Origin of the sequence: Devosia beringensis (assembly GCF_014926585.1) — a bacterium.
GTDB classification, from domain to species: Bacteria; Pseudomonadota; Alphaproteobacteria; order Rhizobiales; family Devosiaceae; genus Devosia; species Devosia beringensis.
Window position 1 is genome coordinate 1832353 of record NZ_CP045422.1, and the last position, 11915, is coordinate 1844267.

At 64.0% G+C, this 11915-nt stretch carries 17 protein-coding genes; 5 read left to right on the plus strand and 12 right to left on the minus strand.

Translation table 11 applies throughout. The features are described from left to right. Window positions 1–73: 73 nt before the first annotated feature. The 7 genes from coaA to hisB all read right to left on the minus strand — a co-directional run bounded on the left by coaA (window position 74) and on the right by hisB (window position 4726). Window positions 74–1024: a type I pantothenate kinase gene (gene coaA, locus GDR53_RS08955; protein WP_193337708.1), complete on the minus strand. Its 951-nt coding sequence runs from the start codon at window positions 1022–1024 to the stop codon at window positions 74–76. Further along, entirely contained in the window at window positions 1024–1350 is a 327-nt protein-coding gene (locus GDR53_RS08960; protein WP_193337709.1) for a phosphoribosyl-ATP diphosphatase, read from the minus strand. Before GDR53_RS08960 ends, coaA begins: the two co-directional genes overlap by 1 nt. A 137-nt stretch (window positions 1351–1487) precedes the next feature. Continuing rightward, window positions 1488–2285 carry an imidazole glycerol phosphate synthase subunit HisF gene (gene hisF, locus GDR53_RS08965; protein WP_193337710.1) on the minus strand — a complete coding sequence of 266 codons (798 nt, stop codon included), beginning with the start codon at window positions 2283–2285 and terminating at the stop codon, window positions 1488–1490. Beyond that, window positions 2282–3013 (minus strand): 1-(5-phosphoribosyl)-5-[(5-phosphoribosylamino)methylideneamino]imidazole-4-carboxamide isomerase, encoded by a 732-nt coding sequence (gene hisA, locus GDR53_RS08970; RefSeq protein WP_193337711.1) that lies wholly within the window; start codon window positions 3011–3013, stop codon window positions 2282–2284. Before hisA ends, hisF begins: the two co-directional genes overlap by 4 nt. After that, window positions 3010–3660, minus strand: coding sequence for an imidazole glycerol phosphate synthase subunit HisH (hisH, locus tag GDR53_RS08975; protein WP_193337712.1), 651 nt, complete (start codon window positions 3658–3660; stop codon window positions 3010–3012). Before hisH ends, hisA begins: the two co-directional genes overlap by 4 nt. Beyond that, window positions 3657–4052, minus strand: a complete 396-nt coding sequence (locus GDR53_RS08980) for a DUF2628 domain-containing protein (RefSeq protein WP_193337713.1) — start codon at window positions 4050–4052, stop codon at window positions 3657–3659. The genes hisH and GDR53_RS08980 overlap by 4 nt, the downstream gene beginning before the upstream one ends. Window positions 4053–4138: 86 nt before the next feature. After that, entirely contained in the window at window positions 4139–4726 is a 588-nt protein-coding gene (hisB, locus tag GDR53_RS08985) for an imidazoleglycerol-phosphate dehydratase HisB (protein WP_193337714.1), read from the minus strand. Between the two features lie 488 nt (window positions 4727–5214). Between hisB and hslV the strand changes: the two genes are divergently transcribed. Genes hslV through hslU form a run of 3 tightly spaced genes read left to right on the plus strand, consistent with a single transcriptional unit; the run spans window position 5215 to window position 7599 of the window. Then, entirely contained in the window at window positions 5215–5775 is a 561-nt protein-coding gene (gene hslV / locus GDR53_RS08990) for an ATP-dependent protease subunit HslV (RefSeq protein WP_193337715.1), read from the plus strand. Beyond that, a complete protein-coding gene (locus tag GDR53_RS08995; RefSeq protein WP_193337716.1) occupies window positions 5772–6296 on the plus strand; it encodes a GNAT family N-acetyltransferase in 525 nt (174 codons plus the stop codon). The genes hslV and GDR53_RS08995 overlap by 4 nt, the downstream gene beginning before the upstream one ends. Then, window positions 6289–7599 carry an ATP-dependent protease ATPase subunit HslU gene (gene hslU / locus GDR53_RS09000; protein ID WP_193337717.1) on the plus strand — a complete coding sequence of 437 codons (1311 nt, stop codon included), beginning with the start codon at window positions 6289–6291 and terminating at the stop codon, window positions 7597–7599. The genes GDR53_RS08995 and hslU overlap by 8 nt, the downstream gene beginning before the upstream one ends. A gap of 32 nt (window positions 7600–7631) precedes the next feature. On the opposite strand, the gene GDR53_RS09005 is transcribed toward hslU, so the two are convergent. The 3 genes from GDR53_RS09005 to GDR53_RS09015 are packed head-to-tail and all read right to left on the minus strand — an operon-like array spanning window position 7632 to window position 9328. After that, window positions 7632–8000 (minus strand): helix-turn-helix domain-containing protein, encoded by a 369-nt coding sequence (locus tag GDR53_RS09005; protein ID WP_193337718.1) that lies wholly within the window; start codon window positions 7998–8000, stop codon window positions 7632–7634. Continuing rightward, the gene (locus GDR53_RS09010) at window positions 7997–8584 is read right to left on the minus strand and encodes a Smr/MutS family protein (RefSeq protein WP_193337719.1); all 588 of its coding nucleotides are present in this window, start codon (window positions 8582–8584) and stop codon (window positions 7997–7999) included. Before GDR53_RS09010 ends, GDR53_RS09005 begins: the two co-directional genes overlap by 4 nt. A gap of 30 nt (window positions 8585–8614) precedes the next feature. Beyond that, window positions 8615–9328: a Tim44/TimA family putative adaptor protein gene (locus GDR53_RS09015; RefSeq protein WP_193337720.1), complete on the minus strand. Its 714-nt coding sequence runs from the start codon at window positions 9326–9328 to the stop codon at window positions 8615–8617. Between the two features lie 160 nt (window positions 9329–9488). Here GDR53_RS09015 and GDR53_RS09020 point away from each other — a divergent pair, with 160 nt between their 5' ends. Continuing rightward, window positions 9489–9947 (plus strand): FxsA family protein, encoded by a 459-nt coding sequence (locus GDR53_RS09020; protein ID WP_193337721.1) that lies wholly within the window; start codon window positions 9489–9491, stop codon window positions 9945–9947. Window positions 9948–10027: 80 nt separating this feature from the next. Next, complete coding sequence (gene secB / locus GDR53_RS09025; protein WP_193337722.1) at window positions 10028–10546, plus strand: protein-export chaperone SecB; 519 nt, start codon at window positions 10028–10030, stop codon at window positions 10544–10546. A gap of 61 nt (window positions 10547–10607) precedes the next feature. Here secB and dnaQ read toward each other — a convergent pair whose 3' ends face one another. Together dnaQ and coaE are read right to left on the minus strand one after the other, a co-directional pair. Next, on the minus strand, window positions 10608–11321 hold the full coding sequence (gene dnaQ, locus GDR53_RS09030) for a DNA polymerase III subunit epsilon (protein WP_193337723.1): 714 nt from the start codon (window positions 11319–11321) through the stop codon (window positions 10608–10610). Further along, window positions 11318–11914, minus strand: a complete 597-nt coding sequence (gene coaE / locus GDR53_RS09035) for a dephospho-CoA kinase (protein WP_193337724.1) — start codon at window positions 11912–11914, stop codon at window positions 11318–11320. The genes dnaQ and coaE overlap by 4 nt, the downstream gene beginning before the upstream one ends. Window position 11915: the final 1 nt, after the last annotated feature.

The window sequence follows — 11915 nt, forward strand, 5'->3', positions numbered from 1 at the left end:
GGGAGGTGTCAAGGACACCGCATTGGCCCAGTGCGCGGCCCTTAGATCTCCAAACCCATAAGTTAGATATTGATTAGACCCGGCGCAGCTGAACTTCCTCGATCAGGTGGCTCTTGCCCTTTTTGAGGATCAGGTCGGCGCGGCCGCGCGTCGGCAGCACATTGTCGAGCAGGTTGGGCAGGTTGATGGTGCGCCAGACCATGCGGCCAAACTCGCCGGCCTCCTCTTCGTTCATCTCGGCAAAGCGACGGAAGAACGAGCTGGGGTCCTTGAAGGCGGTTTCGCGCAGGCGAAAGAAGCGCTCCATGAACCAGGCTTCGAGATCATCATTGTCGGCGTCGATATAGATGGAAAAATCGATGAAGTCGGACGCGAAGAGGATCGGCGCGCCGGTCTTGGGCAGTTCGCCCGGCTGCAGGATATTGAGCCCCTCGACGATCAGGATGTCGGGGCGGTCGATCACCACCTCGCTGCCGGGCACCACGTCATAGACCAGGTGGGAATAGACCGGCACCTTGACGCCGGACTTGCCCGACTTGATGTCGGCGAGAAACTGCACGAAGCGCTGGCGGTCATAGCTTTCGGGAAAACCCTTGCGGGCCATGATGCCGCGCTTTTCGAGCCCGGCATTGGGATGAAGGAAGCCGTCGGTGGTCACCAGATCGACCTTGGGGCTGGCGGGCCAGCGCTGTAGCAGGGCCTGCAGGATACGCGCCGTGGTGGACTTTCCCACCGCCACCGAGCCGGCGACGCCGATGATGAAGGGCACCTTCTGGTCGGCGGTCTCGAGAAACCGCGTCGACACCGAGTGCAGGTTCTGGATGGCCTCGACATAGAAAGACAGGAGGCGGGTCAGCGGCAGATAGGTCTCTTCGGCCTCTTCGAGCGAGATGGGATCGCTGAGGGTACGCAGCCGGGCAATGTCCTCGCGCGTCAGCGTCATGGGTTCGTCGGCGCGCAGCGCCCCCCACTGGGCCTTGGTGAAATGGTGATAGGGGGCGAGGACCGGTTTGCGCTTGCTCATCAGGATTGGTCCGACCGGGCGGCTTTTTCAGCCAGGCCCGACTGGGCGGTGCGGGCATCGAGTTCGGCCATCACATCGGTCAGCGGTACGCCAGACGCGCGCAGCAGCACCAGCAGGTGATAGAGCACATCGGCACTTTCCTTGACCAGTTCGGGCCGGTTGCCGGTGACCGCGGCGATCACCGCTTCGGTGGCTTCCTCGCCCAGCTTCTGCGCGCATTTTTCCACGCCGCGGCTGATCAGCTTGGCGGTGTAGCTCTCGTCGGGAGAGGCCGCAGCGCGCAGGGCGAGGCGGGCGTCGAGGTCGTCCAGGGTCATGGCAGTCACGGCTCCTCATCCACGATGTCATCCCGGCGCAGGCCGGGATCCATCTTGAGATCTCGGGATGGACCCCGGCCTGCGCCGGGGTGCCACCTCAGTTTGGATTGGCTTAGAGCAAAATTTTGCGTTGCCGTCACTACGACCTAAGCCGGGCGGTCCATGCGCACGGCAACGCCGTGTTCGGCCAGATAGGCCTTGGCCTGGGGGATGGTGAAGGTGCCGAAGTGGAAGATCGAGGCGGCCAGCACGGCGCTGGCATGGCCTTCGAGCACGCCATCGACCAGATCCTGCAGCGAGCCGACGCCGCCCGAGGCGATCACCGGCACGGCCACCGCATCGGCAATGGCGCGGGTCAGCTCGAGGTCGAAACCGGATTTGGTGCCGTCGCGATCCATCGAGGTCACCAGCAGTTCACCGGCGCCGCGCTCGACCATGCGGATGGCAAAGTCCACCGCGTCGAGACCGCTCGCCTTGCGCCCGCCATGGGTGAACACTTCCCATTCGCTGCGATTGTCGCCGCCAATGGCCTGGCTTAACCGCTGCCGGGCATCGACCGAGACGACGATGCACTGGTTGCCGAACTTGTCGGCGGCGCGGGCGATGAAGTCGGGGTCGTTCACCGCCGCCGAATTGATCGCCACCTTGTCGGCGCCGGCCAGCAGCAGTTTTCGAATGTCTTCGATGCTGCGCACGCCACCGCCAACGGTCAACGGCATGAAGCAGTGTTCGGCCGTGCGCGAGACAACGTCGAAAATGGTGTCGCGGCCCTCATGGCTGGCGGTGATGTCGAGAAAGGTCAGCTCGTCAGCGCCGGCGGCGTCATAGGCCATGGCGGCCTCGACCGGGTCGCCGGCATCGCGCAGGTCGACAAAGTTGACGCCCTTGACGACGCGGCCGTCCATGACATCGAGGCAGGGAATGAGACGGGTCTTGAGAGTCATGCGACGCCCTTCAAGAGTGCCAGTGCTTCACGTGAATCAATGCGGCCATCGTAAAGCGCGCGGCCGGAAATGGCGCCTTCGAGCACGGCGCAATCGGGCTGGGTCAGGCGGGTGATATCGGCCATCGAGGCCAGGCCCCCCGAGGCGATCACCGGAATGGATGTGGACTGGGCCAATGCGATGGTGGCGTCCCAGTTGATCCCGGCCAGAATGCCGTCGCGGTCGATGTCGGTATAGATGATGGCCGCGACGCCAGCGCCCTCGAAGCGCTTGGCCAGCTCGATGACGCTGAGCTCGGAGGTCTCGGCCCAGCCCTCCACCGCCACCATGCCCTTGCGGGCATCAATGCCGACGGCGACCTGACCGGGCCATTTCTTTGCGGCTTCCTTCACCAGTTCGGGATCGCGCACGGCGACCGTGCCGAGGATCACCCGGGCCAGGCCCTTGTCGAGCCAGCTTTCGATATGGGCCATTGTGCGGATGCCACCTCCCAGCTGGACGGGAAAGTCCACTGCCTTGAGAATAGCCTCCACCGCCGCGCCATTGACGCTCTCACCGGCGAAGGCGCCATTGAGATCGACGACGTGCAGATACTCGAACCCCTGGTCCTCAAAGCTTTTCGCCTGGGCCGCCGGGTTGTCGTTGAACACGGTGGCCTGATCCATGTCGCCCAGCTTGAGGCGCACGCACTGGCCGTCCTTGAGGTCGATGGCAGGAAACAGGATCACGGCGTCCACCTCAGGAAATTCTCGATCAGTTGCAGACCCAGCGCCTGGCTCTTTTCCGGATGAAACTGGGCGCCGAACATATTGTCGCGGCCGACACAGGCGGTCAGCGGACCACCGTAATCGGTGGTGGCGAGCAGGTGACCGGGATCCTCGGGGACCAGGTGATAGGAGTGCACGAAATAGGCGTGCAGCCCGTCGGGACCATCCTGGATCTGGTCGAACAGCGGATGGGCCCGGGTGATGGAAATCGTGTTCCAGCCCATATGCGGCACCTTGAGCGCCGGATCGGACGGGGTGATGAACTGCACCGCGCCGGGGATCCAGCCCAGGCCGGCGGTCACGGTCTTTTCGCGGCCTTCGCTGGCCATCAGCTGCATGCCGACGCAGACGCCCAGAAACGGCGTGCCGCCCTGGATGACCCGTTCGGTCAGCACCTCGACCATGCCCGGCACGGCATCGAGCCCGGCCTTGCAATCGGCAAAGGCGCCGACGCCGGGCAGCATGATGCGGTCGGCACGACGGACGCGGTCGGGATCGGCGGTGACCTCAACGGTGATGTCGCCGACGACAGCAGCCATGCGCTCAAATGCCTTGGCGGCCGAGTGCAGATTGCCGGCGCCGTAATCCACGATGGTGACCAGACTCATGACAGGGCCTCCAGCTGGGCCAGATCGGCGCTGGCGGCGACATGCGGCCCGCGTTCGCTCCAGCCACCGCGGCGCAGGCCCGCCCGACGCAGGCTGGAGGCGGCAAAGCCGAGCCAGAGGGCGCCGAGCAGATAGAGCAGGAAGGCCGCATCGTCGCCGATGACGGCAGCCGCCAGCACCAGCGCCGTCACGGCCAGCACGAAGAAGACCAGTTCCAGCCAGAGGCCATGGCGCAGCAGGAAGACCGGCGGCAGGATGACGGCCAACCAGGAGAACTGTTCGGGGATCGCGGCGGGCAGGGCGGCACGGCCGGGTTTGGGATCAAGAATGGCGTAAAGGGTCACATTATTCTCCAGCACCTCGATGTCATTCCGGCGCAGGCCGGAATCCATCGTGAGATCTCAGGATGGACCCCGGCCTTCGCCGGGTGACACCGTGCTTGTGGGTGAATTAGTGCAAATGAGGCGAAAACAAAAGCCTAGAGCGTGCCCTTGGTGCTGGGCACCCGGTCGGCGGCGCGCGGATCGATCTCCACGGCAACCCGCAGCGCCCGCGCCACCGCCTTGAACATGGACTCAGCCAGATGGTGGTTGTTGTCGGTGTAGAAGTTCTCGATATGCAGGGTAATGCCGGCATTCATGGCAAAGGCCTGGAAGAATTCGCGGAACAGTTCGGTGTCGATCTCGCCAACCTTGTCGCGGCTGAATTCGGCGCGGAACACCAGGAAGGGCCGGCCCGAAACATCGAGCGCGGCGCGGGTCAGCGTGCCGTCCATGGGCAGGTCGGACGAGGCATAGCGGACAATGCCCTTCTTGTCGCCGAGGGCCTGGCTCACGGCCTGGCCCAAGGCAATGCCGACATCTTCCACGGTGTGATGAAAATCGATGTGCAGGTCACCCTTGCAGGCGACATCCATGTCGATCAGCGAGTGGCGGCTGAGCTGGTCGAGCATGTGATCGAAAAAACCGATGCCGGTGGCCATGGCGTGGGCGCCCGTGCCATCGAGATTGATCGAGACTTTGATCTCGGTCTCGTTGGTCTTGCGGGCAATACTGGCGGTACGCATGGGCGGCTCTTTTGCTCGAGTTCGGCGCTGTCCTAGCAGATAAGCCCAAGCGCATAAAGATTGCGTTGCTGCGCCAGCGATTGGCTTGGCGATGGGCCAACGCCCGGTCTGTCACCCGGCGGGCAGCGAAAACGTATCCATCTTATCCCCGCCCCGAAAACCTGGCGCATACTCATGCCCATCACCCCGCATGGGCGGCCTGCAGGCGAACAGTGGTGGGGTGAGCCGGGTGGGGGCTTTGCCTCTCCCACAGGTTCCGAGACGGCCGTGCGAGGACGAGCGATCCCGTGCCGCCGAACAGTTCCAAAAACCGGCGCCCCGAGGCGGTTACCGTCTCACTATTTAACTTACTCAGGGGCGATAACCGCTTCGGGGCCCGCTCACCTGTCTCAACCGGCCGGTCCGCGACCGCGCGGCGCCTTGGCACGCATTGCAATCGCGTTGTCACCACCTAAATATCACTCAACAGTTCTGGAGTATTTCCCATCATGAGTGATTCAGCATTCCCCGGCTGGCACGGGACGACGATCGTTTCCGTGCGCAAGGGCAATAAGGTGGTGATTGCGGGCGACGGCCAGGTTTCCATGGGCCAGACCGTCATGAAGCACACCGCCAGAAAAGTCCGGCGCTTGGCCGGCGGCACGGTGATCGGCGGCTTTGCCGGCTCCACCGCTGACGCCTTCACGCTGTTTGAGCGGCTCGAGGCCAAGCTCGAGCAATATCCCGACCAGCTGATGCGCGCCGCGGTCGAGCTGGCCAAGGACTGGCGCACCGACCGCTATCTGCGCAAGCTTGAGGCCATGATGATCGTCGCCGACAAGAAGGATACGCTGGTGCTCACCGGCAATGGCGACGTGCTGACCCCCGATCATGGCGTCATCGCCATCGGTTCGGGCGGCAATTATGCGCATTCGGCGGCGCTGGCCTTGCATCAGGCGACCGAGCTCGATGCCGAGGACGTGGCGCGCCGCGCCATGAAGATCGCCGAAGAGATCTGCGTCTATACCAATGGCAATGTGACGGTCGAAACCATCGAGCTCGATGCATGAGCTTTTCCGTCCGGCGCCTCACCCGCGATGACGTCGACGCCTATCGCGCCATAAGGCTCGAGGCACTGACCCTGCATCCGGAAGCCTTTACCCGCACGGCCGAAGACTTTGCCCTGCAGGCGGTGGTCGATCTGGCGGCGGTGCTCGACAAGCTGGCCTTTTTCGGCGCCGAAGGCCCCGACGGGCAGCTGGTCGGCATCATGGCCTTCGACCAGGGCCAAAAGCGTGAAGCCCACCGTGGCTGGCTGCTGCAGGTCTATGTGCGGCAGGCATGGCGCGGCAAAGGCTGTGCCCAGGCGCTGCTCGAGGCGGTACTCGCCCATGCCAGTGACCATGTGCTGCAGGTGCATCTGGGCGTGGCGGCGGACAATGCGCCGGCGCTGCGCCTCTACCGACAGGCCGGCTTTGAGATTTACGGGACCGATCCGCGTTTCATGAAAGTGGACGGTCGCTTTATCGACGAACATTTGATGGTGCGCTTCCTCGACAAGGCACCAGGAAAGACCACTGAAAATGACTGAAACCAATTTCTCCCCCCGCGAAATCGTCAGCGAGCTGGACCGGCATATCGTCGGCCAGAACGACGCCAAGCGCGCCGTGGCCGTGGCCCTGCGCAATCGCTGGCGCCGCCAGCAGCTGCCGCCCGAATTGCGGCGCGAGGTCAGCCCCAAGAATATCCTGATGATCGGGCCGACCGGCGTCGGCAAGACGGAGATTTCCCGACGCCTGGCCCGCCTGGCCCAAGCCCCTTTCATCAAGGTGGAAGCCACCAAGTTTACCGAAGTGGGCTATGTCGGCCGCGATGTCGAACAGATCATCCGCGACCTGGTGGAAGCCGGCATCGCCGTGCTGCGCGAAAAGCGCCGCGCCGACGTGCAGGCGCAGGCGCACCAGAATGCCGAGGACCGCGTGCTGGACGCGCTGGTGGGCACTTCCGCCACCCCTTCGACGCGCGATTCATTCCGCAAGAAGCTGCGCAACAACGACATCGATGACAGCGAAATCGAGATCGAGATGCAGCCGGCGGGCAATACCGGCGGCTTTGAAATGCCCGGCATGCCCAATGGCGGCATCGGCATGATCAATTTGAGCGACATGTTCAAGCAGGCCATGGGCGGGCGCGGGGTCAAACGCAAGATCAAGGTCAAGGATGCCTATGCGCCGCTGATCGCCGAAGAGGCCGACAAGCTGCTCGATCAGGACCAGCTCAAGAGCGAAGCCATCGACCTGGTGGAAAACCACGGCATCGTCTTCATCGACGAGATCGACAAGGTGGCCCATCGCGAAGGTGGCGCCCAGGGCGGTCCGTCGCGCGAAGGCGTGCAGCGCGATCTGCTGCCACTGATCGAGGGCACCACCGTTGCGACCAAATATGGCCCGGTCAATACCGACCATATCCTGTTCATCGCCTCTGGCGCCTTCCATGTCAGCAAGCCCAGCGATCTGCTGCCCGAGCTGCAGGGGCGGCTGCCGATTCGGGTCGAGCTCAAGGCGCTGACGCGCGGCGATTTCATCCGCATCCTCAACGATACCGAGGCGAGCCTGATCAAGCAGTATATTGCGCTGATGGCGACCGAGGGGGTGACGCTGGCGTTCAGCCAGGATGCCATCGAGGCGATTGCCGATGCGGCCGTGCTGGTCAATGACACGGTGGAAAATATCGGTGCCCGGAGGCTGATGACGGTGATGGAGCGGCTGGTGGAGGACATCAGCTTTGACGCGCCGGACAAGCATGGCCAGACCATCGCCATCGACGCGGCCTTTGTCGCCGACAAGGTGGGCAAGCTGGCCGGCGATACCGATCTCAGCAAGTTCGTCTTGTAGCTCTGATCTCCCTCCCCCCACGGGGAGGGAGGTCACCGCGCCTTGCCGCTGCGGCGGACCAGCTCGTCGCGCAAGGCCCGCAAATCCTCGGCGTCAAGCTTGCCGATATCGGTGGCCAGCCGGTTGCTCAGCTCGGTGGCTTCGGGCAGCAGCCCGGCAGTATCAATGGTGATGCGGGGGTCGCTGATCTCGGCCAGGCGCTGGAATTCCTCGGCCTCGTCCCAGATGACATTGAAAAAAGTGATCATCCGGTGAAGCAGAAAGCCGGTGGGCTTGCCGCGGCGGCCATGCTCGAGCGCCGAGAGATAGGCGCTCGAAATGTTGAGCGCCTTGGCCATGTCCTTGAGGGAAATGCCGCGCTCCTCGCGCAATTGCCTGATCTTGGCGCCAAGCGGGGTCATCGGCGGCGCAGGCGCACATACCACGCCCCCTCTCCACCATGGCCGCGACTGGCCATGGACCAGCCCGATACCAGCGGCGCCAGCGATGGCTCATTGAGCCAGATCGGCAGCATGGTGCGCAGTATTCCCCGCCCGGTCATGGCGGCGATATAATCGTCATCGGACTTGAGCCCCTTGCCGGTAATTACCAGGACGGTGCGGGCGCCTTGCGCCACCTTGGCATGGACAAAGCGCTGCAGCGCCCCCCGTGCCTCAGATTGGGTCATGTCATGCAGGTCAATCCGCCCATCGATATCGAGCTTGCCGCGGCCCAGCTTCTTGCGGATGGCCGGATCGACCGCCTTGTCGGGTGCAGCGCTGCCCGGGGCCGGCGCCTGGTAGGGCGGCAGGAAAGGCTGACGCGGCGCCTGGCGCTTGGGCGCGGCTTTGGTCGGGGGGGTGGGCGGTTCTTCGGGCACCGGCAGCGGCAAGGGCCCGTGGCTCAGCTTGAGCAGGCCCTTGCGGCGCAGAGGATCGACCGTCGCGGCGACGGCCGTCCAGAGGTGAAAATCGTGCGGCAGGCGCTTGGGATCGCGCTTGGACATGGCGCTGAACCGGGCGCGAGGGGCCTTGGACTAGTCGAGCTGGCTGGTGGAGACGACTTTCCAGTTCGGATCGCGCGACTTGGGATTGCGCGCAAAGGTCCATTCATCGGCAATGGTCTGGACCTGGTCGGCATTGCCCTCAACCAGATTGCCATCCTTGTCGCGGGTGGCCGAAACCACCTCGGCATGGAAGCGGACGGTGAGCATGACGTTCTTCTTGTCGTATTCGGCGTCGGCATATTCCACCTTGGGCAGGCCGACAAAGGTGAAGTCGACGGTCTGGCCGGCGGCCTCGCGCTCGCTGATGGCGCGCTGGAAGCCGTCAAACACGTCCTTTTCCAGCAGGTTCTTGAGCGTGGTGCGGTCGCCGGTGGCGTAACCGGTCACGATCATCTCATAGGCCTGCTTGGCGCCTTCGAGGAAGGATTTGGGCGTGAAGGTCACGTCGGCTTCGGCGACATCGCGGAAGCCGGCGGCCAGTTCGGCGTCGCCATGAGCAAACTGCTCGATCTCGGCCTCCACCTTGCGGGCCCGGCGATCATCATCGAGTTCGGGGGCAGCGGCGGTACGGGGGCGCAGCGGCACCACCGTATCCTCATTGGCCGGCGCATCGGCGGGCTTGCGGCGCTCGAGCGGCGGCCGTTCCGTGCCCGTGCGGGTGCCCAGCACCGAGCGCAGGCGGAACAACACGAAGACCGCGATGGCAATGACGATGAGGGTAGGCAGATCGAAGAATTCGTCCATTGGGCAAGCACCTTACGGTCGGCTACGTCGGAAAATGACGCGGGAACGCTCGTGGAGCGCGCGATTTAGCCTATATATAGGCAAAGGCTCACCCCAAAACCAGTTCACGATGGGGTCAATGCCGTTTTGCCGCGCTTTTTGCGAGAAGGATACCCCGATCTTGGCCCGATTTTTTGTTCTGAGCCTGCTCCTGCTGCCGCTGATCGAGATCGCCATCTTCATCAAGGTGGGGCAAAGCATCGGCCTGCTGCCCACCTTGGCCCTGATCATCGGCGCCGCGCTGGCCGGCGGCCTCTTGCTGAGGGCGCAAGGAATGCAGGTGATCGGCCAGTTGCGCAGCAATATGGGCAGCGGCAGATTGCCCGGCCGCACCATTGCCGATGCGATGATGATCGGGCTGGCAGCGCTGCTGCTGCTGCTGCCGGGCTTTCTGAGCGATGTGGTGGCACTGGCGCTGCTGCTGCCGCCGGTACGCGGCTGGATCTATGCGCGCCTGGCCAGCCGGGTCACCGTGGTCAGTGCCACGACCGGCTATCGCGCGCCGCACCAGCCGGATGACCCGCGCGTCGGGGGCCCAGGCACCATTGATCTTGATGAAGACGATTACCGGCCACACTAGCCGGTTGAACGGGGCCCTGCTTGTGGCACACCGGCAAAGATGGTAGCCAGCAGCAAAGCTTTTCGACAAAGGAACCGTCTATGACCGACGAGAACCAGGGCGGCGCAACAGCCCAGGAAAACCCACCCAGCATGAACATGGTGGGCCAGTATATCCGCGACCTGTCGTTCGAAAATCCCGGCGCACCGGGCTCGATCATGGCCGGTGGCGGCAATCCTGCCTTCAACGTCTCGATTTCGGTCGCGGTCAAGAAGCAGGCTGACGATATCTATGCGGTCGAGCTGACGCTGAACGCCAAGGCCAATCGCGAAGCGGTCGTGCTGTTCAATGTCGAGCTGATCTATGGCGGCGTCTTCCGCCTCAAGAACGTGCCCGAGGCAACGCTCAGCCAGCTGCTGATGATCGAATGCCCGCGGCTGATCTTCCCGTTTGCCCGCCAGGTGCTGGCCAGCGTCACCCAGCAGGGCGGCTTCCCGCCGCTGATGATGGAGCCCGTCGATTTTGCCGCCATCTACCGGCAGAACCTGGCCAAGCTGGCCGCCCAGCAGGGCGCCGCGCCGCTCGCCGCACCCACCGACGGGTCGGGCAAGCCGAACTGATTGTTCGACACGGAAAAGAATAAACCCCGGATCGCTCCGGGGTTTTTTTATGGGGTAGAGCCTAGGACGCTGCGCTGCTGTCGTCCTGATAACGCTGCCACAGCGCCGCTTCACCCATGGCGGCGATGAACAGGCCATGGGCCGCCACTTCATCGTCGGTCAGGCGGGGAGGCAGCGGCGTGGGCCGGCGGGTCGCCGTGACACGCGTGGCGATGGCATCGGCGCCCGAAACGGTATTTTCGGCGATCAGCGCCAGGCTGACCTGCTTGCCACCGATCAGCTCGAGATAGACTTCGGCCAGGATCTCGCTGTCGAGCAGGGCGCCATGCAGGGTGCGGCGGCCATTGTCGATGCCGTAATGCTTGCACAGGGCATCAAGGCTCACCCGGGCACCCGGATGCTTCTGGCGCGCCAGCATGACGGTATCGATCACCGGATTGGACAGCCGCTTGTGCCCGGCGCGCTCGAGCTCGGCATTGAGAAAGCCCATATCGAAGGGGGCATTGTGAATGACCAGCGTGGCGTCGCCGATAAAGGCCCGGAAATCGTCCACTACGGTGCCAAACAACGGCTTGTCGGCCAGGAACTCGTCGCTCAGTCCGTGCACGCGAAACGCCTCTTCCGGCATTGAACGCTGCGGATTGACATAGACATGGAAGTGCTGGCCGGAGGGGATGTGGTTGATCAACTCGACGCAGCCGATTTCCACCAGGCGATCGCCACTGGCTGGCGACAGGCCGGTGGTTTCGGTATCGAGCACGATCTCACGGTTCATTGTCTTGGCTCTCTTGCTCGGATGGCCGCCACCAGCGCCTCCACCATCTCCACCGTTCTGGCGATGGGCAGGCCGGTATCGAACAGATAGGTGGCCCTGGCCTTCTTGTCGTCCTGCGGCAGCTGGCGAGCAAGGATGGCGTCGAGCTTTTCCCCGCTCATTGCCGGCCGGGCCAAAGCACGCTGGCGCTGGGTGGCCGGGTCCACCCAGGTGACACCCACGGCGTCAAAGCCATAGTCATAGCCGCTCTCGAACAGCAGCGGCACTTCCACCACGGCCAGGGCATGACCCTGCGCCTCAGCCGTGTCGAGAAAGGCAGCGATGCGGGCGCGGACCAGGGGATGCACGACGGCCTCAAGGCGAGCAAAGCCTGCGGGGTCAGCGGCAAGCCGTTGCGAAAGGGCGGTCCGGTCGATCACCCCATCCCGGGCCACACCGGGGAACAGGGCCTCGACGGGTTCGACAGCATCACCGGCATAGAGCTCGGCCACGGCAGCATCGGCGGAAAAAACCGGTACGCCCAGATCGGCAAAGGCCTTGAGCACCGTTGACTTGCCCGTGGCGATGGAACCGGTGAGTCCGATGCGCCACATG

Bases quoted from the DNA above. Each gene is read 5' to 3' on its own strand.
- GDR53_RS09015 (WP_193337720.1), bottom strand. From the start codon at position 9,328: ATGGACGAATTCTTCGATCTGCCTACCCTCATCGTCATTGCCATCGCG.
- GDR53_RS08980 (WP_193337713.1), bottom strand. From the start codon at position 4,052: ATGGATTCCGGCCTGCGCCGGAATGACATCGAGGTGCTGGAGAATAAT.
- GDR53_RS09010 (WP_193337719.1), bottom strand. From the start codon at position 8,584: ATGTCCAAGCGCGATCCCAAGCGCCTGCCGCACGATTTTCACCTCTGG.
- secB (WP_193337722.1), top strand. From the start codon at position 10,028: ATGACCGACGAGAACCAGGGCGGCGCAACAGCCCAGGAAAACCCACCC.
- GDR53_RS09005 (WP_193337718.1), bottom strand. From the start codon at position 8,000: ATGACCCCGCTTGGCGCCAAGATCAGGCAATTGCGCGAGGAGCGCGGC.
- coaE (WP_193337724.1), bottom strand. From the start codon at position 11,914: ATGTGGCGCATCGGACTCACCGGTTCCATCGCCACGGGCAAGTCAACG.
- coaA (WP_193337708.1), bottom strand. From the start codon at position 1,024: ATGAGCAAGCGCAAACCGGTCCTCGCCCCCTATCACCATTTCACCAAG.
- dnaQ (WP_193337723.1), bottom strand. From the start codon at position 11,321: ATGAACCGTGAGATCGTGCTCGATACCGAAACCACCGGCCTGTCGCCA.
- hslV (WP_193337715.1), top strand. From the start codon at position 5,215: ATGAGTGATTCAGCATTCCCCGGCTGGCACGGGACGACGATCGTTTCC.
- hisF (WP_193337710.1), bottom strand. From the start codon at position 2,285: ATGACTCTCAAGACCCGTCTCATTCCCTGCCTCGATGTCATGGACGGC.
- hisB (WP_193337714.1), bottom strand. From the start codon at position 4,726: ATGCGTACCGCCAGTATTGCCCGCAAGACCAACGAGACCGAGATCAAA.
- hisH (WP_193337712.1), bottom strand. From the start codon at position 3,660: ATGAGTCTGGTCACCATCGTGGATTACGGCGCCGGCAATCTGCACTCG.
- hslU (WP_193337717.1), top strand. From the start codon at position 6,289: ATGACTGAAACCAATTTCTCCCCCCGCGAAATCGTCAGCGAGCTGGAC.
- GDR53_RS08995 (WP_193337716.1), top strand. From the start codon at position 5,772: ATGAGCTTTTCCGTCCGGCGCCTCACCCGCGATGACGTCGACGCCTAT.